A 25,732-nucleotide genomic window follows, 5' to 3' on the forward strand; every position below is an offset into this window, starting at 1 on the left:
AATTTTGCGTAAATATAGCTTTTATGTAGCAGAAAGAGAAGGCTGTTTTTCTTGTGCAAGTAATGGCATACTTAAACAAGAATAAAAAAAGAGTGTCCAACTGGACACCCTTTTTTAGTATAATTAATTAATTGTTGCTCCGTTTTTTACTCCTTCTTCTCCTGGATTAACGAAGACCAATTTGCCATTGGCATCTTCTGTCATCAAGATCATTCCTTGACTTTCTACTCCGCGTAAAGCTCTTGGTGCTAAGTTCGCTAATACCGTTACGCGTTGACCAATAATATCTTCAGGTTTGAAGTGTTCTGCAATACCCGATACAATCGTTCTAACATCCAGTCCGGTATCCACTTTTAATACTAGAAGCTTGTTGGCTTTTGGCATTTTTTCTGCTTCGATAATCGTACCAACACGCAAATCTAATTTAGCAAAATCGTCAAAAGTTGCGGTGTCTTTTTGTGGTTCTACCACTGCATTAGCTGCTTTATTTTCTTGTTTAGAAGCTTCTAAGCGATCCAATTGTTTTTGGATTGCTTCATCTTCAATCTTAGCAAACAACAATTCCGCTTCACCAATTTGGTGTCCATGTTGAATTAAAGGTTGATCTGCTTCTATAGCAGACCAAGCTAATGGAGTTTTCAAGCGCAAGATCGATTTTAATTTTGTCGCAGTGAAAGGCAAGAAAGGTTCTGCTAATGTGCTTAAAGCTGCTGCAATTTGCAAGGCTACATACATTTGTGTTTGTACACGTGCTTCATCCGTTTTGATCAATTTCCAAGGCTCTTCATCTGCCAAGTATTTATTTCCTAAACGCGCAACATTCATCATCTCTCCTAATGCCTCTCTGAAGCGGTAACGATCAATAGAACTCTCAATTACAGCTGGATAAGCGCGTAACTCTTCTAAAGTTGCGATATCTACGTCTGAAAACGCATGCGGTTGTGGTACTACACCGTTGTAGTATTTGTTTGTTAATACGACAACACGGTTGATGAAGTTACCAAAAATAGCTACTAATTCGTTGTTATTTCTCGCTTGAAAATCTTTCCAAGTAAAGTCATTGTCTTTTGTTTCGGGTGCATTTGCTGTTAAAGCATAGCGCAATACATCCTGTTGACCAGGGAAATCTTGTAAGTATTCATGTAACCAAACCGCCCAGTTTTTTGAGGTAGAAAGTTTGTTTCCTTCTAGGTTCAAAAACTCGTTAGCTGGTACATTGTCTGGTAAGATGTAGCTTCCTTCTGCTTTCAGCATCGCTGGGAAAATCACACAATGGAAGACAATATTGTCTTTTCCAATGAAGTGCACCAATTTGGTGTCTTCTGATTTCCAATACGGTTCCCAATCTTTTCCTTCGCGAGCGGCCCATTCTTTCGTTGATGAAATATAACCAATAGGCGCATCAAACCACACATACAATACTTTGCCATCTGCTCCTTCTACGGGAACAGGAATTCCCCAATCCAAATCACGGGTTACAGCACGAGGTTTTAAACCGTCGTCTAACCACGATTTTACTTGTCCGTATACATTGGGTTTCCAGTCGTTTTTATGTCCTTCTAAAATCCACTCACGTAAGAATCCATCGTATTGATCGAGGGGTAAAAACCAGTGTTTGGTTGATTTTAAAATGGGTTTTGTACCAGTGATTGTTGATTTGGGATTGATTAAATCCGTAGCATTCAACGAAGTACCACATTTTTCACATTGATCACCGTAGGCTTCTTCATTTGCACATTTTGGGCAAGTTCCCATAACAAAACGGTCTGCCAAAAATTGTTGAGCTTGCTCATCGTATAATTGTTCTGTGATTTCTTCGATAAATTTCCCTTCGTTATACAACTTCTTGAAAAATTCAGATGCTGTTTGATGGTGTATAGAAGAAGAAGTACGCGAGTAATTGTCAAACGAAATACCAAAATCTTCAAAAGATTGCTTGATAATTCCGTTGTATTTATCGATTACCTGTTGAGGGGTAATGCCTTCTTTTTTCGCTTTCATAGAAATAGCAACCCCGTGTTCGTCGCTTCCACAGATGAAGGCAACATCTTTGCCTTGCATTCGCAAGAATCGAGCATAAATATCAGCCGGAACATAAACACCTGCTAGGTGTCCAATGTGGATGGGACCATTGGTATAAGGCAATGCCGCCGTTAGCGTATATCTTTTCGGATCTTGTATCATAAACTATTATCTATATGAAATTAATAAGAATGCAAAAATAAGCAATATTGCTGTAAGTTGAATGGATTATTTTACTGTGTTTTCGTTGGTTTTTTTATCGGTATACAAGCAAAAAAGGCAAAATCACGATCGATTTTGCCTTTTTTATGGATATTAAATAATAAAATAACTACATTATGGAAGTGGATCTCCTACGTTGATATCACAACGATGTCCTGGTTGTCCATGAGGAGGATTAACTTTTCCACTGCTAGCGGTTTGACCTTGTTCTTGCGCGATGCGACTCTTCGCTGCATCATTCACTAGAAATGGTTGTCCTTGACTTGATGCTGGTTTTGCATTGGTCATCGGTGTTGCTCCACCCATATTTCTAGGTGGTGAGTCTAGAGGCTCTCCAACATTAATGTCACAACGGTGACCTGGTTGTCCATGTGGAGGGTTTAGATTGCTCTTTGCTGCTGTTTGGTTCGTTGTTGCCTGATTTGTTGTTGCTGGAGTAGCTGTATTGGGTGCCGGCGTAGCTTCAGCGTCCATGGCAGGAGCTGTACTCGCTGGTTGTTCTGTTGCTGCTCCATCAATCGTAATATTTGAGGGCTCTTTCCCTGTATCCTTACAAGAAGTTAGGCCTAAAATAAACAAAGTTGATACTGCAAATAAATAGTTCTTCATGATTAGTTAATTGGTTTGTCAGGTAAACTTAACTATTTTTAGTTGGAATAAAAATAATTAGACGTTAAACCTTATTCTTCGATTGCATTTTTTTCTCTTGCATTTTCTTGCATCTCTTGCTTCATTTCTTCCTTGATTTTGAATGAAGTAAGCCCAGATGAACTGTTCTCCTTGGTGGCGTGCATCGGGATTTGAACCGGCTGTGTAGCGTTTGTAGAAGCAGGTTGTTCTAGCTTGATGCGTTGAGGCTCCTGTGTCTCTTTGCTTTTATTTGTACAATGGGTTAAAGCGACAGCCACTAAAACCAAGGGAAAGAAGTATTGTGTTTTCATGTGAGTGGTTCATTTAGGAAAGTGATTCCGTTTCGAGATTAGGTGTTGTGGATGCTAAGTCTGTCAGGGTTACTTTCTTTTTCTTTAAAAATAGAAAGAAAATTGCAGAAAAGATCCAAGCGCCCCAAAATAAATAAAAACCTGTGTGAAAATTGCTCTTCATGTATTTATGTGAGGTCATCGTAAAATCAAGGTAGGTGTAATAAGCCGCACCTAATCCGATGAGTATGGTGAAAATAGCCAACGTATTGGCAATTTTTGCTGGAGTAAAATATTTGAAAAAAGCTAAAATCACAATGAGAAAAAGCTGAACAGCAAAAATAACAAGCGCTGTTTTCCATGGGGATTTTAAAACGAGGTATTCGCGATATAAAAAAGTAATACCCATACGTCCAATAAACGACATTTTAGATATCATAAATGCCATTAATACCGCTAGTAAGGCTTGTATTAAAACTAAGATAAAAATATTCTTACCCATGGATTATTTTGTGATTTTCCAGCCTGTTTCCTCGGCATACTTCATTTTGAATTTTCTCGTGATAAATTCCGTATTCGGTGATTTATCTTCCTTCAAGAAATGAAAAGGCGTAGGGCTTTTTTTCAACATTACTGTCGCTGTAGCGGACTTTTTACCTTTGGAATCCAATTGGAATCCATTGTCCTTATCAACCAAGTATTCAATGGTTTTTACTTTGATTTTATTGCCTTTTTGCTCTAAGACATATGGATGTGCTTTTGCTGTTAATTTGATCGTTCCTTGCCATAGGCTGTCTTTCGACATAAAGCGTTTTTTGGTGCTAAAATCTGCAAGATTGAGGTATCCTTCCTCTGCTAATTGTTGGTATTGCTGAATGAGATCTGCGTCTTTTCTAGTTCTGAGTTTGGTATCTCCAACAGTAAAGATCGTACTTTCATAAATGGGTTGTGTTTCCATGTATGCTTCAATTGCTGTAATAGCCTTGGATGAATTCAAAGACTTATTGTCACAGGAGATGAAAGTGACTGTTAACAGGAGGACACTTAAAAAGGGTAGGGTGATTTTATGCATTTTTTATTTCAAATGTACAAAAAAGTGATCGTCCAAACGGCATTTATTTCTAAACCCTATTCTTTTTGTAAGGTGTAGATAGTCAAAAGGATAGGAGAGTGGTTGTTTGATAAATGGAGTTGATTATTTCAATTTTGTAGGTCTTTGTTTTTAGAATAATTCCTACCTTGTGAGCTAAACGAGATACAATGAGAAAAATAAGTGTTTTAACCTTGCTGAGTTTAGCACTACTTGGATGTACACCCAAAGAAAAGAACAAGGTTGAAGAAAAAACTATAGAAACCTCAATGGAGACAACGGCTCCTCTAGTGTTAAGTGTAAGGGAAGCGCAAAAGATTATTGCTTTGCCTTTGCATTGTATTGAACAGGAATATCCCAATAAATTGGGGCAAGTTTTAGGGGCGGATACGGATCTAAAGACGCCTCAACAATTGCGCCCTATTTTTTATGGTTGTTTTGATTGGCATTCCGCAGTACATGGGTACTGGTCTATTATTGAACTGATGAAGCGCTTTCCAGAGTTGGATCAAAATGGTGAAATTCGCAAGCGTCTGAATACGTTGATTACACCTGAACATGTCAAGGTTGAGCTAGCTTTCTTTGACGATCCCAATAATAAGACGTTTGAACGCACCTATGGATGGGCCTGGTTATTTCAACTGCATGGTGCGCTGTCCACTTGGGAGGACGAGGATGCTCAGCGTTGGGCTAGCTATTTAGAGCCATTAGCACAGGTATTGATGGAGCGCTACACCACTTATTTGCCCAAATTAAATTATCCAATTCGCACGGGAACCCACGATAATACAGCCTATGGTTTGTCTTTGTCGTTAGAATATGCGCGTTTGATGAAGCAAACGGATTTCGAAAGCTTACTTGTAGAAACTGCACATCGACTCTATGCAAAGGATACACACTGTAATTTAGCCTTTGAACCTAGTGGACATGATTTCCTTTCTCCATGCTTAGAAGAGGCGCGATTGATGAGTAAAATTCAAGACGAAACTGCATTTAGAACGTGGTTAACGGCCTTTTTACCCGATGTTTTTGCTACAGATTTTGAACTAGAAGTGGGGAAGGTTTCCGATCGTACGGATGGTCATTTGGTACATTTAGATGGTTTGAATTTTAGCAGAGCAACTTGTTTAGCAGATCTCGCTAAAAAACTTCCGGAGTTAGCGCACCTACGCCCTATTGGAAACCATCATTTTGAGACCTCGTTTGGCAATATTACGGATGATGACTATATGGGAAGTCATTGGTTGGGAACATTTGCCCTATACGCTTTGTTACACCAATAAATGGAAAAAGGTTTCCATGCGGAAACCTTTTTTTGCTTTATTAGCCTATTCTTAATCCGTTTTTTACGGGTTTATCTAAACTCATTAGGGTTACTTCTTTTCCTTCTACTGCTCCCATGACCAAACATTCACTCATGATATTGGCAATTTGTTTTGGTGGAAAATTAACGACGGCAATCACTTGTTTTCCTATTAATTCCTCTGGGGTATATAGTTTGGTGATTTGAGCTGATGTTTTTCTCAACCCAATCTCTTCGCCAAAATCGACAACTAATTTATAAGCAGGATTGCGGACTTCTTTGAATTCTTCGGCTTGAATAATTGTACCAACGCGCATTTCTACTTTCATAAAATCATCCCACGTTAGCGTATTATTGTTGCTGTTTTCCATAATTTAAGTTTTGTGTAAACTCAAAAATAAGAAAAAAAAGAAGAAGAGAATTTGTCAATTGGCAAAAAAGCACTTTAAAATAGGGTTAACTGTGTATCTTCAATCAACGGTTGGGATAAAAAAGGATACGTTGAAAGGATATCAAATTGTCGTCGTTGCGTGTTGAGACGTCTTAATACAATTTGATTACAAGTAAAATGTAAATCAGGCTGTTCAAACAACGCATAGGCCTGTTGGATTTTATAAGGGTCTAATTTTCGCCCAATAGACAAGTGAGGATCCGTGCATTTGTATGCTTTTTTTAACTGCAAGGTTTGAAATAATTTTTGTGCATATTCCCTTAATTGCGGTTTGGCAATTGCGTCTACGGCAAGAAAAAAAGTCCCATTGGGATAAGTTCCAAATTCGGTTAAATACGTTTCTACTGGTGTAAAACTTGTACAACAACGCTGAATTTGTTGCTGCATGCGTTGAATGTCGGCTTCACTCGCTTGAAATTCAGCAATGGTTAAATGGGCCAATGAATTCTTACTGTTATACCAACCAATAGCTTCTCCCAATTGTAATTTTAGCGTTTTCACTTGCTCAATTAAGACTTCATCGGGTTGGAAACACAAAGAATATTTATCGCTGTACATGTTAGTTAGTTTACGGTTTACCGTTTACAAGTTACAATAACGTTGATAAAAATCAAATCGTAACGCAGATTCATCGAACATCAAAACAAATGTAAACGCTGTGAGATAAACCGTGCAAAGAGCAAAGAGCAAATCGCAGATTCATCGAATACCAAAACAAATGTAAACGCTGTGAGATAAACCGCCCAAAGAACAACTATTAAAAAAACGCACGCAATTGTACACTTCCCGTGTGAATAGTTGCTGTAGATTCGTTGCTTCGGCCTTGATAATTCAAACTAAGATCTAGGTAATTGGTTAAGTTCTTCTGGAACATCAAACGCCAAGTCATATTTTTCCCAGGTTGTAATCCCTCCAACATTTGATAGCCAATAGGAGAGAAGGCATTACCTGTAAAGGTATTTTGAAAAAAGGAGAATTCGCCATTCATGGTGAATAGTTTTGGCTGATTTACTGTAAAGGAAGCACCGATGCGATGTTGTTGTAAATTTTCGAATTCAGCTGTTTGGTTCTTTTTCTCTTGGAAGATATAGAACACATCCACTTGCGCTTGGGATGAAAACAGATAAGAAAGCTTAGTTTCAAAACCTTGAATTTGAAGCTCGTAGTTTTTACTTGCGTAAGAAGGGGATTGGGTCTCCTGTTGGGTGGTTTTACCCAATAGATCAATCAGCCACGTTTTTTGAATGAGGTGATTGTAGCCTAATTGATGGGTTTTAATTTTGTTTTCTGTCGCACCATAGGACAGTAAGTTTTTACTCTTTGATTGGGTGTACATATACGTAACACTATGGCGTTTTTTGCCGCGATTGTAATAGAGGTAATTGTTGAAATTCTCCATTAATCCTACCATCTGCTCTTCATCTGCAGTGAATGGATGAAGTTTAAGTTGGTTGCCTTTTTTCAGATCTTTACGGTCGATGCTATACGAGGTTTGATTGTAGAAAAAAGCAAGCAATCGTTTGATTCCCGTTTCATTTTGCCAAAGCGCTGCTGGATTTAGCGTTAGTGTTTGGGTGAGCTTGTTTTGATTGGTTGGCAAGAAAACCTGACTTGGTAAGTATAAGCGTACATATTTTCCTAAATCAGGATAAGGGGCAAGTTCGAATTCTTCCAATTCCTGTATGCCATTGTTGTTGTAGTCAATCCACATGTATTGTCCTCGCCCAGGTTCAACTTCTAAGTAGGTGAATTCTTGCTGGGCAATGGTTCCTGAGCTAATTTCATATAAAGTATGCGATTGAACAAATCCCTTAAAAAACTGATCGCGGTAGGTCAATACACTATTTACGGTATTCTCTGTTGGTTTAGCTTCATCCACAGGACGTACGGATCGGTAATTCGCATAGAGATTTAAATCGCGCGTTTCCGATTTGAGAAGCTGTGATTTTAAATAAAACGTATGTGCCTTTGAAAAAGGAGCTAATTTGTTGTTTTGGAGGCTGTCGTTGATTCGAAATTGGTACCCCAACTCGATGTTTTTCCCCAGTGAATCTCCGCGACCTACAAATAAATCTACCGAAGTGTATCGGTGACTGATGGGATGGAGGAGCTGGGTCTCTTGATCCGTTTCCTTGTTTTGTTCAAAATCGATACGCGTACCCACATAGTTTTGATCCCAATGGTATTTGGCCTGAGAATGACTTTGGATAAAGGTTGTTTTTTGTATTATTCCATCTGCTTGCATAAGGCTATTCTGCGTTTGAATGAACCAAGGTTTAGCCTGCCAAGTTCCCGTTAAGTTTTGTCGATGTCCCTTGTAGTCCGAACCAAAATTAAGCTGTTCAACGAGATAAGTGGCGCTTCCTTTTCCTGCTGTGATAAGCTCTAATCCTCCCGTTAATAAACTTTGATTTCCTTCTGCATATTGTAAATTCCAGTTGCGATCAAATTCAATCGAAAATAGATTTTCTAAGGAATGGAAATTCTTGTGGATGAATTGGAGGTCTGTCACTACATTTAATTGCGTTTGGTTGTGCGTCCATAGACGTTGTTTTCCTTTCATCGCGGTAGCCCAACCTTTGTTCTCTTCCTGGTCTAAAGACGAGAATAAATTGGCATCGTGATTGCTGAAGGCAAGCTCTACATCTACTGCCGTTTTCTCAGAAGGGTGATAGGCCGCATTGAAGGTCGCAATGGTATTTTGTATGGGAGCAACGAGTTTGACCACAGGAGAATAATTTCCTTGTGGTTCGCCATTAAGGGGCGTGACGTATTCGTATATGCGTCCAATGGACTGGGTGCTCTTTAGAACATAATCCCCTTGGTTGTTCCCCACTGCCATAAAGGTGACGTGGTATAATTCGGCTTCAGGATCTGTTGAAAAGGCAAAATACGCTTGCCCCTCCACCGTTTGCTCCTTGGTATAAAGAATTTTGTTTTCCGAATAGGTATCGCGATAAGCAGAAGGAGCAATCATACGTGCAGGATCATTTCCTGCTTGTTTGAGGATGTCGATTTGCTCTTCTGTTAAGTTCTGTTGGAGGTTTTGATTTTTTAAATCCGTTTCTGTAAAAACACTTACTCCCAGTTGCCAGGTTTTGGTTTCATGTTGAATATTTCCATAACCCACAAAACGGGTATAGTTGCGATCCGTGTACTGGTATTCAATAGCAATACGCATGTCAGCAGTAATGGGATAACGCTTAGTAAAACGCAATTCTCCCGAGTTGTAATCGATAACATAGTCATTTTCTTCTCCTCGTTGTAGGAGTAACCCATTGACATATACTTTTTCAGAACCCGAGACAATTAAGATGTATAGCTCTCCATTACCCCCTTTTAATTTATATGGACCTTGATTTCCCTCTTGACCGTTAAAGGTACTGCGGGTGTATTGACCTCGTGCCAAGGCAGCAGCGGCTTCGATAGTCGTTTTATTTTCCTCATCTCCAAAGATAAAACGCGTCGATAACCCCTGTACTTTTTTGTTGAAGTTTAAAAAACGTCGGCTTCTATTTTCTAAGAAAATATCTCCTGCTCGAATAGACCAAGTATCGGAAAATAGCTCAATAAAAATTTGGTCGAATTCATTGATTTTTTGTGAGTAACCCCCATATTGTAGCGGTAGGTTATTATCTTGAATAGACGCGCGAATTTTGACGCGATCGGATAAGTTTCCTGTGATCTGTAAATCTAAATTGGATGAGGTAACTGCACTTTGATTGGTTCCCATGGTTAATCCTCGCGATAAACTTCCCATGGTATTTAGCCCCTCAAACGGAACAAAAGCAGGTTTGTGACTGGTTGAGTGTTGATAGGTGAAGTTCCCTGCTTCATTGGGCACAATACGCGAGGTATCATAATAGCTTATGGGCGTGGTTAAAAACGACGGTAGCTCTAAATAGTAGAGCATTAGTGGAAAATCGAGCGTGGATTGGAGTAAAGTAACGGTATTTGTCTCAAAGTTTACGTGATAAGCAGCAGGAGAGACTAGCACATTATGCGCATCTCGTATTTCAAAAAAACTATTGTTCAGTGGGGTGGGAGGCAATTGAATGCTCGTCTGTCCTGCTTCCCAAGTCCGTTGTTGATACAGCGAATTCCCTTCTTGTGCATAGCCGCAAGAATACCAAAAAAGGAAAAGAAATAAAATTCGCTGTAGGTTCATCTAACTATAAACTCCAATTCCTCAAAAGTAGTGTATTTATCATAATATTTAACAAAGCTTCCCCACGAGAACAAAACCTAGGGAAACAAAAATAGCTTCATAAAAATGAAGCTATCTCGTTATTCTTTGGTTACAATTTGCATGGTTTCTCGATTGACCTGTTTTAATAAAAGCGTGCGATCGAGTAAGATACGATCAGCAGAGGCCTCGTCAAAATGGCGAATCGTGTAGAGGGAAACATTTTCATTATAGCTCACGCGATACTGATGGTTGAGCTTTTGACGCAATGCTTCAAAGTGATTGAATTTATCCTCCACACAAACAGAAAAACTGATGGCCGAGTTTTGAATAACATTGACTTTGATGTTATATTCGCAAAAAAGCTTGAAAATATCGCTAATGTTTTGCTCCATGATAAACGAGAAATCTTTGGATGAAAGCGAAATCAATAGTTGGTTTTTCTTGACGATAAAGCAGGGAATTGCGGGTTTTAAATCCGCTCCACGTGACACGGAGGTTCCTGCCAAGGTCGGATTGACAAAGGATTTTACATAAAGTGGAATTTCCTTTTGACGTAGCGGTTGTAGTGTTTTAGGGTGTATAACAGAGGCCCCATAAAACGCCAATTCAATGGCTTCTTGATAGGAAATTTGTTCCAAGAGTGTTGTTTCCTCGAAATAACGAGGGTCTGCGTTGAGTACGCCTGGTACATCTTTCCAAATAGTCACGCTTTCTGCATGTAAGGCATAAGCAAAGATCGCTGCAGAATAATCCGAACCCTCTCTGCCCAAGGTCGTAGAAAAACCATTGTAATCCGAACCGATAAACCCTTGGGTGATATACAGCTCTTTTTTATCGATGGCTTGCGTAATGGCTGCACAAGTCGTGTCCCATTGTACATTGGCATCGCGATAGGTAGTATCCGTCTTAATTAAATTTCGAGCATCCATCCACGTATTTTCAATACCTGCATGGTGTAAATAGTGGTGTAGAATAGTGGTCGATAGCAATTCGCCATAGCTGACAATCTGATCATAGACAAAATTGTAGTTAGGCGATTTATTGTTCAACAAAAAAGAAGTTAGCGATGTAAATAATTCCTCGATCGCTTGGTAAACCGGATGATTCATATCGATAAATAAATCATGTAAAATCTCGAGGTGATACGTTTTAACGGTTTGTACGGATTCAGCTAAATCAAAGCGATTTTGAAAATAGTTGTGTACGACCACTTCGAGGGCATTGGTTGTTTTACCCATGGCTGATGCGATGAGTAGGCTATCAGCATATCCCACAGTACGCAGTACTTGAGCTACGTTTTTTACATTGTCAGCATCTTTTACAGAAGCCCCACCAAATTTATATATTTTCATATTCAACTAATTTGTGATAAAGGCGTGAATTCCTTGCTCGCTCATTTGAACAGTATACCAATCTTCCAATACAGTTGCGCCTGATTTTTTGTAGAACTCAATTGCTGGTGTATTCCAGTTGAGAACTACCCATTCCACGCGTTTTATTCCTTCTTCTTTTGCAATAGCAATGACTTTTTTGTACAAGGCGAGACCCGCTCCCGTTCCTCTCGCTTTCTCTGTAACGATTAGATCTTCTAAGTGGATGGTTTTCCCTTTCCATGTAGAGTAGCGGTAGTAGAACAAAGCCATACCTATTATTTCATTTTCATGTTCAGCCACCCACACGCGAAAAAGAGGTTGTGAGCCAAAACCATCGCGAATAAGGTCTTCCGCAGTGAGGATTACGGCTTCGGGTTCTTTCTCAAAGGTCGCTAATTCTTGAATCAAATTTAGTACAGCTGGCATATCAGCTGGAGTAGCTGTTCTAACATTCATGTCTTTTGTTGGATTTATGGTTAATAACTTCATTTGAATGACAAAATTAACGATATTTGCACAGCAAATACACAACTAAAGAATCATTTTTCCATGACAACAAAAAGACATCAAACCCTAGGGGAGTTTATTATCGACAAACAAGAGCATTTTAAATACTCATCAGGAGAGCTTTCTCGTTTAATTAACTCTTTACGACTTGCTGCGAAAGTAGTTAGTCACCAAGTAAACCAAGCTGGTTTAGTTGATATCGTAGGCGCTTTTGGTACAGAAAACATACAAGGTGAACAACAACAAAAATTAGATGTTTACGCAAATGAGGTGTTTATTAACACGCTAGTAAATCGTGAAATCGTATGTGGAATTGCTTCAGAAGAGGAGGACGATTTCATCACCATTCATGGAAAAAAAGGAGATAACGATAGCAAATATGTTGTCTTAATAGATCCACTAGATGGATCTTCCAATATTGATGTAAACGTGTCAGTAGGAACTATTTTTTCTATTTACCGTCGTGTGACTCCAGAAGGAACGCCTGTACAATTAGAAGACTTTTTACAAAAAGGAGAAAATCAGGTTGCTGCGGGATATATCGTATATGGTTCATCAACGATGTTAGTGTATACTACAGGAGCAGGAGTAAACGGGTTTACCTTAAACCCAGCGATTGGAACGTTCTATTTATCGCATCCAGATATGAAGATCAAAGAAGATGGTTCAATCTATTCTATCAACGAGGGAAATTACATTCAATTTCCACAAGGAGTGAAGGATTATTTAAAATACTGTCAAGAAGAACAAGGAAATCGTCCTTACTCTGCACGTTATATCGGAAGTTTAGTTTCGGATATTCACCGCAATATTTTAAAAGGAGGAATTTACATCTACCCAACAAGTACAAAAGCACCGAAAGGGAAATTGAGATTGTTGTATGAATGCAACCCCATTGCCTTTATTATGGAGCAAGCAGGAGGTAGAGCCTCTGATGGATACCAACGCATCATGGAAATTGAACCAACGGAGTTACATCAACGTGTTCCTTTTTTCTGTGGTAGTAAAAATATGGTAGAAAAGGCAGAAGAATTTATGGCATTACACTCTTAACGAGGTAGCAAAATATAAAAGGGGTTTTACAAGTGTAAAACCCCTTTTTTTTAGCGTTTAATTTTTTGAATTTCTTCAATAAAAGTATCTAGGTCAACCCCTAGTACTAAAAGCGATAGAGACTTGTTGACAATTAAGTCAATGTCACCAGTAAAACCTAAAGCTGCCGCAAATTTGCGTAAGATGTCCTTTTGCTTTGGTCCTAATACGTGATTCACATACACCATACGCGCTAAATCATATAAGCGCTCAATTCGGTTAATCTCTAAATAAGGCGGATTAACGGGGTATTTTTCGGGATTGGCCATGATTTTGTCATAATCATCTGTCGAAATATCAAGCTTATCTGCTAGTTCATTTAGGAATTTAAGCTCCTCTTCACTGATATCTCCATCCGCTAGGGCAACGCGTACAATAGAGGCAAAATGCCCTTTGTTACGCTCTTTAAAGCCACTGTCATATAAATCTAAATAAGCCATAGTTCGTAATTTTTTGTTGTTAATTGGTTTAAGGTGTTAATTAAAAGTAATGTACAAAATTTATAGCGAAAAAAACGTGTATGGATCAAAAAAATAATTCACTTAAACTTAGTGGATGTAAGTGGTCAAGGGTGTTGAGGTTGAAGATACAAAAGAGGTGAAACTCGATTTGATTCGGATTATCGCATTATTTCAAAAGAGGATAGAGAGTCAAGTGAAACTTATGTGTATTTTTGTCGTATATTAAGAGTTAAAAATAGAGGTTTATGTCCAATCCTAAAGTAACGAAGTATGATAAAGCCTATTTGCGTATCGCACGTGAATGGGGACAGTTATCGTACTGTAAACGAAAAAAAGTTGGCGCAATCATTGTTAAAGATCGCATGATTATCTCAGATGGATATAATGGAACACCTACGGGATTTGACAATTGTTGTGAAGATGATCGCGATCAAACGTATTGGTATGTCCTACATGCTGAAGCGAATGCAATTCTCAAGGTGGCTAGTTCAACACAGAGCTGTCAAGATGCTACTTTATATATTACCATGTCTCCTTGTCGCGATTGCAGTAAATTAATACACCAAGCTGGTATAAAACGCGTTGTTTATGTAGAAGGCTATAAAGATATGGCTGGTATTGAGTTTTTGATCAAAGCAGGTGTTGAAGTTGTGCATATTGAGGATTTAGATTAACACAAGAGATGAAAAAGTTTTTTTGGCCCTTTATCGTTGCAATATCGCTGTCCCTTGGTGTACTCTTAGGCGGTTTTCTTGTATCGGCCTCCCAGCGTACACACAGTAATTTTTTTACCAATCACAATAAGCTAAAACTCAATCGACTGTTAGATTTTATCGAACAAGAATACGTCGATCAGGTAGATACGGATTCTATTGTGGATCGCACCGTAACAACTATACTGGAGCAATTAGACCCTCATTCTGTTTATATTGGCAAAGATTTGATGAAAGAAGTGACCGAATCCATGCAAGGAAGTTTCGTAGGGATTGGGGTACAGTACTATTTGTATCAAGATTCACTAGCGATCATTAAACCCTTGGAAGGAGGGCCGTCAAGTAAGGCTGGATTATTAGCAGGAGACCGTATCTTGAAAGCAGACCAACGGGTGCTTTACGGTAAAGAAATTTCAACGGATACTATTTCAACTGTATTAAGAGGAGAAGAAGGAACAGCTATTACCTTAGAAGTGTATCGTAAGACAACACAAGAGCTACAAAATATCGTAGTGAAACGGGAGCCAATTCCACTGAAAAGTGTAGATGTGGCCCTTAAACTCGACAATCAATATGGTTATATCAAGGTCAATCGATTTTCCAGTACAACCTATGAAGAGTTTCAAGCAGGATTGTTAGACTTGATAACCCAAGACATCAAAGGATTGATTATTGACCTACGCGATAATAGTGGAGGTTATATGGATCAATCGAGTAAAATATTAAATGATTTGCTGTCAACCGATCAAACCATCGTTAAAACGATCAATCGTGGTGGACAAGAAAAAGTGACCAAAGCAAAAAGTACGAATCTGTTTACCTCAAAACCGCTATTTATTTTAGTCAATGAAACGAGTGCTTCGGCTAGTGAGATTATTGCGGGGGCTATTCAGGATAACGATAGAGGAACAATTGTCGGACGACGTACCTTTGGTAAAGGGTTAGTACAACGAGAATTAATGTTGGGTGATGGTTCAGCTATCCGTCTAACTACAGCGCGTTACTATACACCTTCTGGACGATCCATTCAGAAGAACTATAAAAATGGGATTGAGGATTACAACAATGATTTCCGTTCGCGTTATGAACATGGTGAACTGTATGCTGCTGATAGTATTAAGGTAGCGGATAGTTTGCAATTTAAAACACGCAACGGTAGAATCGTATATGGCGGTGGGGGAATTGTACCTGACGTATTTGTACCTATTGCGCGAAAACACGGAGAAGAAGCTATTGTGATGATGATGAAATCAGGCATGGTAAGTTACTACGTTTTCCAAGAGATTGATAAAGACCGCCAACGCTATAATACCATGACAACAGCCGAATTAATTGCGGATCTCCAAGGAGATTCAAAAGAATTTGGACAGTTTAAGCGCTATTTAGAAACGAATAAGTTGTTTTTCAAATTAGATCGCCACAAGGATCTTGTAATGCACTACCTGATCGCAGAATATGTAAACCAATTAAAAGGACAAGAGGAGTATTACGAATGGTTATTAAAGATTGATCCGATGGTTTTGAAAGTTATGAGTGATGGGTTATGAGTGATGGGTTATGAGTGATGGGTTATGAGTGATGGGTTATGAGTTCAGCTTTTATCCATCACTCAAAATTCATTTCTCATGACGTAAAAAATGGTTTAAAATTTGCAATGTGTCTTGAAAAGTATTTTATGATGACACACAAGGACTTAGAAGTTTGGAAGGTTAGTAGACACTATGTTTCGGAAATTTATAAATTGACAAGTTTGTTTCCAAATGAAGAAATTTACGGTTTAACTAGCCAAATACGACGGAGTGCAATATCTATTCCTTCTAATATAGCAGAAGGATGTGGAAGAAGAAGTAATAAAGAATTGATACAATTTCTTTATATTGCTATTGGAAGTTTGTCAGAATTAGAGACACAATTGTTAATCTCATTTGATTTAGGATTTTGTAGTTTAGAAGACTGTAATCTAGACATTCTTGTAAGTATTAGAAGAATGCTTTTGGGGTTAATTAAAGCAGTAAGTTAAGAGTTCTCAGATCATAATTCTATTTTCTTGTTCAAAGAAATTCATTTTGGTATTTCAGGAGAATTTATCCATAACCCATAACCGATCTCTCATAACGTAAAAAAGGGTATTTCGAATAGAAATACCCTTTTTTATACTACCAAATTTTCACTCGCTCTTCTGGTTGGATGTAAAGCTTGTTTGTTTCTTTGATATCGAATGCTTCGTAAAAAGCATCCACATTTTGTAAAGGAACAAATGCTCTATAATATCCTGGCGCGTGTGGATCTGTTTTTACTTGATTTTTGATTGCCTCATCACGTGCTTTCGTTCTCCAGATTGTTCCCCAAGAGATGAAGAAACGCTGTTCAGGTGTATAACCGTCGATTAGTCCTGGATCACCATTTTCTTTTAAGTAGATTTTTAATCCGTCGTAAGCAGCATTAACTCCACCTAAATCTCCGATATTTTCACCTAATGTAAAGTGACCATCAACGAAAACACCTGGTAAGGGCTCTAATGCACTGTATTGATCTGCTAATTTATTACCTAAAACAGTAAAACGCTCTAAGTCAGCATCAGTCCACCAGTTGTTTAAGTTACCATTTTTGTCATAACGCGCTCCAGAGTCGTCAAAACTATGTGAGATTTCGTGTCCAATAACTGCACCAATTCCTCCGTAGTTGATTGCCTCATCTGCTTTGTAATCATAGAATGGCGGTTGTAAGATAGCTGCTGGGAATACGATTTCGTTGTATAATGGGTTAAAGTAAGCATTCACTGTTTGTGGTGACATACCCCATTTCGTCTTATCTACCGGTTTACCATAATCTTCTCTGTTTTTCGCTACTTCCCATTTCGATGCATTTCTCATGTTTTCGAAATAGTTTCCTTTAGCTTCAGGTGATTTGATATCCATTGTTGAATAGTCCTCCCATTTGTCAGGGTAACCAATTTTAACGGTAGTAGTTGCTAATTTTTCAAGTGCTCCTTTTTTCGTCTCTTCAGCCATCCATGGTAAGTTTTTGATGCGCTCACCAAAAGCGGTTAATACGTTTTTGATCATCGCTTGTGCTTTCGCTTTCGCTTCAGCAGGGAATTTTTTCGCTACGTATAATTGACCCAAAGCCTCACCAATTGTATTGTTTACCACTGCAAGAGCTCTTTCTTCTGCAGGTCTTTGCTCTTTTGCACCTTCTAATGTTTTAGAATAGAACTCCCAGTTTGCTGTTTCCATATCCGTAGATAACGTACTAGCATAACCATTTACTAAAGTCCATTTTAAGTATGCCTTTACATCTCCGATGTTTTTAGCAGATAAAATGTCGTTCAATGCCTTCATATAACGCGGTTGCGAAACCACTACCTTATCGATGTTTTTCAATCCAGTTGCATCAAAATAAGCCGTCCAATCCACAACAGGTGTTGTTTTTTGTAGCTCAGCAATTGTCATGGGATTGTAGGTTAAACGGCTATCTCTACGTTCTACTCTTGTCAAACGAGGTTCTGCCATTTTTGTTTCAATCGTCAATACGCGTGTAGCATCTGCAGTTGCGTCTTCTTTTGATTCACCTGCCATTTCTAACATACGCGCTACGTGTGCCACGTATTGCTCGCGTTTTTCTTTCATGTCTGCATCTTGCAACACATAGTAATCGCGATCAGGTAATCCTAAAGATCCTGTACTTAAATAAATCGTGTTCTCATTCGAGTTTTTGGCATCAGCATAAACATAGGAAGAGTATAATCCTAAACCACCTTCATCCGCTAAATCGTTGATCAATTTAGTCACGTCTGCTGGCGTTTGAATCGCGTTGATTTGATCCAAGTAAGGTTTTAAAGGGGTAACACCTACACTGTTACGCGTAGTATTATCTAAATAAGATTCAAACAAAGCAACCGCTTTTGCCTGGTCTGACTTCGCATCTAGATTATGAGCTTCAGCCGCTTCTTTTAAAATTGCCAAAGCATCTTTATCCGTGTTTTGTCTTAATTCATCAAAACTTCCCCAACGGGTTCTATCATTGGGAATCTCGGTGTTATCATACCACGTACCGTTTACAAAACGGAAAAAGTCATCCCCAGGATTTACACTTAGGTCCATATACTCTAAGTTAATCCCGTGATTCTCTTGATCTGCAACTTCTTCAGTTTTTTTGCCATCTTTACAAGCAACTAATGAAGCTAGAGCAAGACCAGAGGTTAATAATACTCTTTTTTTCATTTTATTTCAGTTTTTACTTTAATTCTAGTTTAAACAAAAATAGAAAATATCTTTTGAGTAATTTTCATTTCAGCCTATAAATTGAAATTTTGGGAATAAAACTTCTTTTTTTGTTTGATTTGGTGTGTTTCCAAGCAAAATAAATGGTTTAATCAACGGGGCAAATGGTCGTTTTTACTCGTAGGTTTTAAGCTAGCTTTAACGTATTTATGGGTTGGAATTTGTAAGTTTGTAGGAAACTCAAATCATCATGTTTCAATTTTTTAAACGCTATAGATATTTCTTTCTATTTTTCTTCTTGATGTGCTGTGGAATCATGGCTATGTTTTACAATGCGTTGAAATACAGAAAAAGTTTACCTGTTTATACGCCTTCAATGGTGAATCCTGAGATGGTGGATAGTTTAATTCAGCATGAAGCCAATAAGCAAAGACATCGCATCGCTGCATTTTCTTTTATCAACCAAAATGGAGATACGATTACCAATAAGGAGTATGATGGCCATATTTATGTTGCTGATTTTTTCTTTACTACCTGTCCGACGATCTGTCCAATTATGGGAGATAATATGGAGTGGCTGCAAGACAAGATCAAGACCCTACCAGGAGTAAAACTATTATCTCATACTGTAACGCCTGAAATTGACAGTGTACCAGTGCTAAAAGAATACGCATTAAAACGAGGCGTTGACGATTCTATTTGGAATTTGGTTACGGGTGACAAGCGCGAGATCTATTATATCGCTAGGAATTCGTATTTAGCCGTAAAAACAGGTTCACCAGAAGAAATGTACGATATGGTACACACAGAAAACTTCGTTTTAGTAGATAGTGAAGGGCGAATTCGCGGTTTTTACGATGGGACGAATTTAGATACGAAAGATCCTGAAAACAAAAACATGCAGGAACTATGGGAAGACATCCAATGGTTGTATCAACACGAAAAAGAAACGAAAAAATAACAATCGATATATCAAGTAAAAAAGACAAGCAGTGAGGCTTGTCTTTTTTATTTGATTTTAGGCGAATCCCTTTAGTTTAGAGCTTTGAAGCAGTCTGTTAAACTAGTAGTATTTAGACTAATAAAAAATAAATTAATGCTCAACTTGTTTTTTTATTGCTTATTTTTGCAATGTGAATTAAATCTAAATAAGGTGAATACAACGTTAGACTTATTGAAAAGAAACGAAAAGGGCGTAATCGCTGACTTTGACCTTCATAAAGTACCTTTGAAACTCTTAGAAATGGGATGCCTACCAGGCAATCCTGTTGAACTATTAGAAGTTGCTCCATTAGGAGATCCCATTTATTTTTGCATTAACGATACACATTTATCGATTCGCAAAGAATTAGCACGTGAAATTGTGGTAAGCTTGGAGGATAATTTGAAATAAGATTAGCAGAAGAACTCAATGAAAAAAGATATAAAAGTTGCCCTAATAGGTAATCCTAACGTAGGGAAAACCTCTGTATTCAATGCCTTAACGGGCTTAAACCACAAAATTGGTAATTATCCCGGTATTACGGTAGATAAAAAATCAGGTACCACCAAGTTAGACGAAGAAGTAAGTGCAACGGTTATTGACTTACCTGGTACCTATAGTATCAATGCTAGTTCGGAAGATGAACGCATTGTCTTGGATTTGTTGTTTGATCAAACCAATGAAGATTATCCTGATGTTGCTGTTGTTGTAGCAGAAATCGAAAACTTAAAGCGAAATTTACTCCTGTTTACCCAAGTCAAAGAGTTGGGTTTTCCTACGGTATTAGTCATCAATATGGCAGACCACATGGAAGAAAAAGGAATTAGCATTCAGGTGACGGAGTTAGAAAAGAAATTAAACACCAAAATAGTTTTGATGAGTGCCAAAAAGAAATTGGGCATTCAGGAATTAAAGCAAGCTATTTTGGGCTATAAGAATTATTCAATTGAACCTTGTTTAAATGCCACAGCCGTAGACCCAGAGTTTTTTGGTCAATTAGCCTTGACCTTCTCTACGCTTTCCGTATTTAAACTGTGGATGATTTACTCCCAAGATATTGTCATCGGCAATATTGGGAAAAAAGATATTGAAGAAAAAGGCATTCACTTATCAGAAAGTGAAATCAAAAAATTACAGCATAAAAAGACGATTAAGCGCTATCAGTTTATTAATGATACACTAAAGGAAACCTATAAGCGCGATCTCAATAAGGCATCAGATATTCGCACCAAAGTCGATCGTATATTAACCCATAAAGTATATGGGTATTTAATTTTCTTTGGTATCATGATGTTGGTGTTTCAAGCGATTTTCGAATGGTCGAGTATTCCAATGGATTGGATTGACGAGCAATTTGCCAATCTGAGTTCTTGGGTACACGAAGTGATGACACCAGGAAAATTAACCGACCTAATTGCCGATGGTATCGTACCAGGAATTGGAGGGGTGATGCCTTTTATTCCACAGATTGCCATTCTGTTTATGTTTATTTCTATTTTGGAAGAAACAGGCTATATGAGTCGTGTGGTGTTCTTGATGGACAAACTAATGCGTCCCTTTGGATTAAGTGGAAAATCAGTAGTGCCATTGATTTCTGGAAATGCCTGTGCAATTCCAGCGATTATGTCAGCACGTAATATTGAGAATCCCAAAGAACGATTGATTACGATTTTAGTGACACCTTTTACTACGTGTTCAGCTCGTATTCCCGTATATATTATTATCATTGCCTTAGTGATTCCAGAAACGCGTTTGTTTGGTTTCTTGAGTTTACAAGGCCTAACGTTAACGCTGTTTTACTTCATCGGTTTCTTAGCTGCTTTAGTCTCGTCATGGGCCTTGAGTAAGTATATCAAGAGCGAGCGTAAGTCGTATTTCGTTATTGAAATGCCGAATTACCGCACGCCAATTATCAAAAACGTTGTGGCAAATATGTATGAGAAGACCAAGGCATTCGTTGTGGGTGCAGGTAAAATCATCTTCGTACTATCGATTATTATTTGGTTTTTAGGTGCACATGGACCTGGCGATAATTTCGAAAATGCTGAGGAGCATATGGCTCAACTACACCAAGGACAAGAAGTTTCGGAAGATGAAATGAGTGAATATGTAGCGAGTTATCGCTTAGAAAATTCGTATATTGGAATATTGGGAAAATCCATTGAACCTGTGATTAAACCGTTGGGATATGATTGGAAAGTTGGAATTGCCGTATTGTCTTCTTTTGTTGGACGTGAGATTTTTGTCGGTGTTTTAGGAACGATCTACAATGTGGGGTCAGGAGATGAGAACGATGAAGATGGACGTATCAAACAAAAAATGGCTGCTGAGGTATGGCCCGATACGGGTGAAAAAGTATTCACTTTAGCTAGTGGAGTTTCCCTGATGTTTTTCTATGCATTTGCCATGCAGTGTACTGCTACGGTAGCGATTGTACGCAGAGAGACAAAATCGTGGAAGTGGACCATCTATCAATTGGTCTTTATGACGGTTCTCGCTTATGTGGCAGCGTTTATAGCCTATCAACTCTTAAAGTAAAGGAGATATGGATTATCAAGAAATTATCGTTTATATTCTATTAATTCTAGCAATTGCTTTTTTTGTAAGAAAGAGCTTTGGCAAGAAGAACAACACCAAAGGAGGAGGCTCTTGTGGGAGTGGAAACTGTGGGTGTTCGTAGGAAGAAAGTAAGGTGAAAATAAATAAAAAAGCAGCAATAAACTCGAGTTTATTGCTGCTTTTTTTATGGTGGTTGTTTTGTGAATATGAAGAGATTAGAGGATAAAATCGTTGTTTTTGATCACATATTTGTATATTATCTGAAATTTGTATAAAATAATTGAATTTTTTATGATAAAAATTAAAGATGTATTGCTGTAAGTAGTAATTTTAAATACTATTAATTTTTATGTGGTTGATTGATGATGAAAACGATAATTTTATGTCTTGTTTGTTTTTTATTTATCCAGAGGATAGCAGGACAACAATTCAATTTAAGAGGAAAAGTACACAATGAAAACGGCAGTCCTATAGCGTTTGCTACAACTATATTATTTGTGCATGATACTATTCCTATAGCTTATACTTATACAGACAGTCTAGGGAGTTTTGTTATGACTCAAAAAAAAGGACTATATAAACTAAGTATATCGTGGGTGAATGCTGATGATATAACGAAAGAAATTGACCTATCTCACGATTTGGATATAGGGGAATTACTGCTAAATGAAAATACCAATCTTGAAGAAATTGCTATTACTACTAGAAAAAAAACATTTGAAAGAAAGACAGATCGAATTGTTTTTAATGTTTCTCAATCCATTGCTGCGACAGGGATGAGTGCTTTAGAAGCCCTAGCATTGACCCCTTTAATTGTGGTTAATGGACAAGGAGAGATCGCTGTAGTAGGAAAGAATAAGGTTGGAGTATTAGTTGATGATAAAATTGTGTATTTATCAGGAAATGAGCTTAGTTCTTATTTGAATGCTATACGGGCTGAAACTATAGAACGCATTGAAGTCATTACGGCACCACCGTCAAAGTATGATGCCCAAGGTAATAGTGGATTAATTAATATTGTGCTGAAGAAAAATGAAAGTTTAGGGCTGAGTGGCAGTATAACTAATACGGTAAAACAAACAACGTATACTAATTTTTCCAACAGCTTGAATTTGAATTATCAAACTAAGAAACTGACTTCTTCCGCATCCTTTCGGCAGTATTATACGTCCATTAAAGCAGTTGAGAAATATGGAATATGGAATGCTCAATCATTACTTTCAAAAGAAGTGCGACATGATTTTTACAAAGGAATTGGAATCGAAACCCATATAAATTATGCCTGGTCAGAGAATACGAAATTGGGACTTATTTACAATTACGGAACTGCAGCTAATAATAAAGGTGTTGATACAAAGACTTTTTTTTATGATACGAAAACGTTGTATAAGGATTTATCAACAGAGGCAACCCATCGAAATGATGTACCGACACATGCATTTAATGCTTATGCTCAAAGTAAGTTAGCTGAGCGTGGGGATCAAGTAGAGATTGGCGTAAATTATTTGGATACTTCATCTAATTCGAGGATCGATTTTACTACTACCGATTCTTTTAAACCATTGCTAACCGATGTAGTAAATAGTAACTCTTTGGTTGGATATCGTATTTTTTCCTCTACAGCTGATTTTACCCTGAATAGTTCATGGAGTACATTTTCATTTGGTATAAAATATGTGATGATACGTACTAATTCGGATGTAGGCTATTTTAATTGGAAGGATCAGGGCTATTGGATTGATCCCACCAAGTCAGCTTTATTTGCGTATAAAGAAAATATTTATGCAGGATATTTTGATCTTACTAAAACACTTTTTAAGACCTGGGAATTGAAAGTAGGTTTGCGTTATGAATATACGAATGCTCAAGGTTTATCTAAAACAACAGGTGATCTTACTAAAGCAAACTATACACACTTTTTTCCTTCTGTACATCTAACACATAAAGTAAATGATGCCAATGTGTTCTATATGTCCTACAATAAACGAATCAATAGGCCTGGTTTTAGAGAAGTAGATCCCTTTAGATGGTATAGTAACCCTTATTCTTATTCTACGGGAAATCCTCTTTTATCCCCTTCCTATAATTACAACGTGGAGTTAGGCTATTTATTTCAACATTTTTTATCTGTTGATCTATACTATCAACAGGTAAGAAATGAGTTTGGACAAATTTCATCTTTTGATAATGAAACAGAAGTTTCTACCTATTACAATTACTACGATCAGAATAATGTAGGAGTAAATGTGATGTATACTAAATCGCTTTTCAGTTTTTTGGAAAACAGTATTGCTTTCAATATAGCTTATGTCAAGGCTAGACCAAAGATGGAAAACATCATTGGAGAAGAAGGATTGTCCGCCAGTTATTCCATCAATAATACGATAACGCTAAAACCAACACATAGTTTCCTATTAGTGAACTATTGGCAAAGGTTACCCTCTAAAAAGGGAAATAGTTCTTTGCGAAATATGGCTTCTTTTGACCTAGGTCTTAAATTTCTTTTTTTCGATCAAAAGCTATCCTTGAACATTGTTGGCAATGACTTGTTTCAACAATTAAGAGCAAAAGGAGAGAAGAAATTTAATACAAATCATCAAGAATTCAATAATTATTATGATGCAAGAAGTATATCCTTCTCCGCTTCGTATAATTTTGGACATTCTAAGCAGAACAATAAAAATAAAACGATTGACTTTGAAGAAACTTCAAGGGCAAATTAACGATATGGTTTGCAAACGAATACCAATGAGGGTCTAATGTATTAAAACTTTGACTGATTATTTTATTAAAAAAAACAATATTATGAAATTAGTTAGTTTAGAGCAATTCAAAAAGCTTAATGAAGCAGAATTGAAAGTTGTTAAAGGTGGTGGACTAGTACCAGGATCTACTGTTGAATCTGACAAACATGATGATGATAAAGCATCGACGGAACAAAAGTAATTTAAGTAGAACATTTGCAGGAGTATAAATATATACTCCTGTACTTAAAATTTAATATAGATGATATTAATTTTAACTACAAAGTACTATGAACAAGGTACAACTCCAGTGGTAGATTGGCTAATCTACAGTAGAACTCCTTATATTATCATACACTACGAAGATCTAATTTCGAAAGATCATAGATAAGATGTATAATTGCTGTAGGCATGTAGTAGTAAAACAACCAGTTGTACTTAAAAATACCCAGTGAAAGCATAGGACTAATAGGAAGCCTGAACCAGATAAAGGAGGATGTAAAAAACCCGTAAGGTTTAAGTGTCCTATGCCAATAACAGCATTACAGTTGTTTCCAATGCTGCCACCTTGCCTTACGGGTAAAATCTTTAAGAAGCTGTTGTTATTGTTTTGGATGTATTAGGATGTACTAATTTCGTGCCTGCTTTTATGTTTAGCTATTTTTTTTCATGTTTTGTTTGATTCGTAAATGACATTTTAGAAGTGTATTTCTTTTTTTGAAAAAGAATAGGTGTTTTTGGAAACTTTATGCTAGGTACCACACAACGAACAAACCACGCAACGAACGAACCACACAACGAACGAACCGCACAACGAACAAACCGCACAACGAACAAACCGCGCAACGAACAAACCGCGCAACGAACACTTCGAACCAAAA

General features: G+C 37.6%; 24 protein-coding genes. 12 read left to right on the plus strand and 12 right to left on the minus strand.

Going from position 1 to position 25,732, the window contains the following annotated elements; translation table 11 throughout:
• Positions 1 to 123 precede the first annotated feature (123 nt).
• The 5 genes from metG to ACPDHL_RS04575 form a co-directional block, all read right to left on the minus strand.
• A complete protein-coding gene (gene metG, locus ACPDHL_RS04555; protein ID WP_430531619.1) occupies positions 124 to 2,184 on the minus strand; it encodes a methionine--tRNA ligase in 2,061 nt (686 codons plus the stop codon).
• A gap of 174 nt (positions 2,185 to 2,358) precedes the next feature.
• Positions 2,359 to 2,853, minus strand: a complete 495-nt coding sequence (locus ACPDHL_RS04560; protein ID WP_430531661.1) for a hypothetical protein — start codon at positions 2,851 to 2,853, stop codon at positions 2,359 to 2,361.
• A gap of 71 nt (positions 2,854 to 2,924) precedes the next feature.
• Positions 2,925 to 3,185 carry a hypothetical protein gene (locus ACPDHL_RS04565; RefSeq protein WP_430531620.1) on the minus strand — a complete coding sequence of 87 codons (261 nt, stop codon included), beginning with the start codon at positions 3,183 to 3,185 and terminating at the stop codon, positions 2,925 to 2,927.
• Positions 3,186 to 3,198: 13 nt separating this feature from the next.
• On the minus strand, positions 3,199 to 3,666 hold the full coding sequence (locus ACPDHL_RS04570) for a cytochrome d ubiquinol oxidase subunit II (RefSeq protein ID WP_430531621.1): 468 nt from the start codon (positions 3,664 to 3,666) through the stop codon (positions 3,199 to 3,201).
• Positions 3,667 to 3,669: 3 nt separating this feature from the next.
• Complete coding sequence (locus ACPDHL_RS04575; protein WP_430531622.1) at positions 3,670 to 4,236, minus strand: hypothetical protein; 567 nt, start codon at positions 4,234 to 4,236, stop codon at positions 3,670 to 3,672.
• Between the two features lie 188 nt (positions 4,237 to 4,424).
• Here ACPDHL_RS04575 and ACPDHL_RS04580 point away from each other — a divergent pair, with 188 nt between their 5' ends.
• The gene (locus ACPDHL_RS04580; protein ID WP_430531623.1) at positions 4,425 to 5,537 is read left to right on the plus strand and encodes a DUF2891 domain-containing protein; all 1,113 of its coding nucleotides are present in this window, start codon (positions 4,425 to 4,427) and stop codon (positions 5,535 to 5,537) included.
• Positions 5,538 to 5,577: 40 nt separating this feature from the next.
• Here the strand turns inward: ACPDHL_RS04580 and ACPDHL_RS04585 are convergent, their stop codons facing one another.
• The 5 genes from ACPDHL_RS04585 to ACPDHL_RS04605 all read right to left on the minus strand — a co-directional run bounded on the left by ACPDHL_RS04585 (position 5,578) and on the right by ACPDHL_RS04605 (position 12,026).
• Positions 5,578 to 5,928: a tRNA-binding protein gene (locus ACPDHL_RS04585; protein ID WP_286440526.1), complete on the minus strand. Its 351-nt coding sequence runs from the start codon at positions 5,926 to 5,928 to the stop codon at positions 5,578 to 5,580.
• 74 nt (positions 5,929 to 6,002) lie between these two features.
• Entirely contained in the window at positions 6,003 to 6,566 is a 564-nt protein-coding gene (locus ACPDHL_RS04590) for a 2'-5' RNA ligase family protein (protein ID WP_430531624.1), read from the minus strand.
• Positions 6,567 to 6,765: 199 nt separating this feature from the next.
• The gene (locus ACPDHL_RS04595; protein WP_430531625.1) at positions 6,766 to 10,176 is read right to left on the minus strand and encodes a hypothetical protein; all 3,411 of its coding nucleotides are present in this window, start codon (positions 10,174 to 10,176) and stop codon (positions 6,766 to 6,768) included.
• Between the two features lie 119 nt (positions 10,177 to 10,295).
• The gene (locus ACPDHL_RS04600) at positions 10,296 to 11,549 is read right to left on the minus strand and encodes an aspartate kinase (RefSeq protein ID WP_430531626.1); all 1,254 of its coding nucleotides are present in this window, start codon (positions 11,547 to 11,549) and stop codon (positions 10,296 to 10,298) included.
• A gap of 6 nt (positions 11,550 to 11,555) precedes the next feature.
• Positions 11,556 to 12,026, minus strand: a complete 471-nt coding sequence (locus tag ACPDHL_RS04605) for an N-acetyltransferase family protein (protein WP_430531660.1) — start codon at positions 12,024 to 12,026, stop codon at positions 11,556 to 11,558.
• A gap of 93 nt (positions 12,027 to 12,119) precedes the next feature.
• Between ACPDHL_RS04605 and fbp the strand changes: the two genes are divergently transcribed.
• The gene (gene fbp / locus ACPDHL_RS04610; protein ID WP_430531627.1) at positions 12,120 to 13,130 is read left to right on the plus strand and encodes a class 1 fructose-bisphosphatase; all 1,011 of its coding nucleotides are present in this window, start codon (positions 12,120 to 12,122) and stop codon (positions 13,128 to 13,130) included.
• A 50-nt stretch (positions 13,131 to 13,180) separates the two neighbouring features.
• Here fbp and ACPDHL_RS04615 read toward each other — a convergent pair whose 3' ends face one another.
• Positions 13,181 to 13,609 carry a TerB family tellurite resistance protein gene (locus ACPDHL_RS04615; RefSeq protein ID WP_430531628.1) on the minus strand — a complete coding sequence of 143 codons (429 nt, stop codon included), beginning with the start codon at positions 13,607 to 13,609 and terminating at the stop codon, positions 13,181 to 13,183.
• 266 nt (positions 13,610 to 13,875) lie between these two features.
• On the opposite strand from ACPDHL_RS04615, the gene ACPDHL_RS04620 reads away from it, so the two are divergent.
• The 3 genes from ACPDHL_RS04620 to ACPDHL_RS04630 are packed head-to-tail and all read left to right on the plus strand — an operon-like array spanning position 13,876 to position 16,363.
• A complete protein-coding gene (locus ACPDHL_RS04620; protein WP_430531629.1) occupies positions 13,876 to 14,304 on the plus strand; it encodes a deoxycytidylate deaminase in 429 nt (142 codons plus the stop codon).
• Between the two features lie 8 nt (positions 14,305 to 14,312).
• Positions 14,313 to 15,890 (plus strand): S41 family peptidase, encoded by a 1,578-nt coding sequence (locus tag ACPDHL_RS04625; protein WP_430531630.1) that lies wholly within the window; start codon positions 14,313 to 14,315, stop codon positions 15,888 to 15,890.
• 38 nt (positions 15,891 to 15,928) lie between these two features.
• Positions 15,929 to 16,363, plus strand: coding sequence for a four helix bundle protein (locus ACPDHL_RS04630; protein WP_430531631.1), 435 nt, complete (start codon positions 15,929 to 15,931; stop codon positions 16,361 to 16,363).
• A 136-nt stretch (positions 16,364 to 16,499) separates the two neighbouring features.
• Here the strand turns inward: ACPDHL_RS04630 and ACPDHL_RS04635 are convergent, their stop codons facing one another.
• A complete protein-coding gene (locus tag ACPDHL_RS04635; protein WP_430531632.1) occupies positions 16,500 to 18,566 on the minus strand; it encodes a M13 family metallopeptidase in 2,067 nt (688 codons plus the stop codon).
• A 250-nt stretch (positions 18,567 to 18,816) separates the two neighbouring features.
• Here ACPDHL_RS04635 and ACPDHL_RS04640 point away from each other — a divergent pair, with 250 nt between their 5' ends.
• The 7 genes from ACPDHL_RS04640 to ACPDHL_RS04670 all read left to right on the plus strand — a co-directional run bounded on the left by ACPDHL_RS04640 (position 18,817) and on the right by ACPDHL_RS04670 (position 25,242).
• On the plus strand, positions 18,817 to 19,527 hold the full coding sequence (locus tag ACPDHL_RS04640; RefSeq protein WP_430531633.1) for an SCO family protein: 711 nt from the start codon (positions 18,817 to 18,819) through the stop codon (positions 19,525 to 19,527).
• Between the two features lie 192 nt (positions 19,528 to 19,719).
• Entirely contained in the window at positions 19,720 to 19,959 is a 240-nt protein-coding gene (locus ACPDHL_RS04645) for a FeoA family protein (protein ID WP_430531634.1), read from the plus strand.
• 18 nt (positions 19,960 to 19,977) lie between these two features.
• Entirely contained in the window at positions 19,978 to 22,086 is a 2,109-nt protein-coding gene (gene feoB / locus ACPDHL_RS04650; RefSeq protein WP_430531635.1) for a ferrous iron transport protein B, read from the plus strand.
• Between the two features lie 7 nt (positions 22,087 to 22,093).
• Entirely contained in the window at positions 22,094 to 22,228 is a 135-nt protein-coding gene (locus ACPDHL_RS04655; protein WP_430531636.1) for a FeoB-associated Cys-rich membrane protein, read from the plus strand.
• 241 nt (positions 22,229 to 22,469) lie between these two features.
• A complete protein-coding gene (locus tag ACPDHL_RS04660; protein WP_430531637.1) occupies positions 22,470 to 24,830 on the plus strand; it encodes a TonB-dependent receptor domain-containing protein in 2,361 nt (786 codons plus the stop codon).
• A gap of 82 nt (positions 24,831 to 24,912) precedes the next feature.
• Entirely contained in the window at positions 24,913 to 25,053 is a 141-nt protein-coding gene (locus tag ACPDHL_RS04665) for a ComC/BlpC family leader-containing pheromone/bacteriocin (protein WP_430531638.1), read from the plus strand.
• A gap of 60 nt (positions 25,054 to 25,113) precedes the next feature.
• Positions 25,114 to 25,242: a hypothetical protein gene (locus ACPDHL_RS04670; protein ID WP_430531639.1), complete on the plus strand. Its 129-nt coding sequence runs from the start codon at positions 25,114 to 25,116 to the stop codon at positions 25,240 to 25,242.
• The last annotated feature ends 490 nt before the right edge of the window (positions 25,243 to 25,732 follow it).

Origin of the sequence: Myroides sp. C15-4 (genome assembly GCF_050522745.1) — a bacterium.
Classification (GTDB): Bacteria; Bacteroidota; Bacteroidia; order Flavobacteriales; family Flavobacteriaceae; genus Flavobacterium.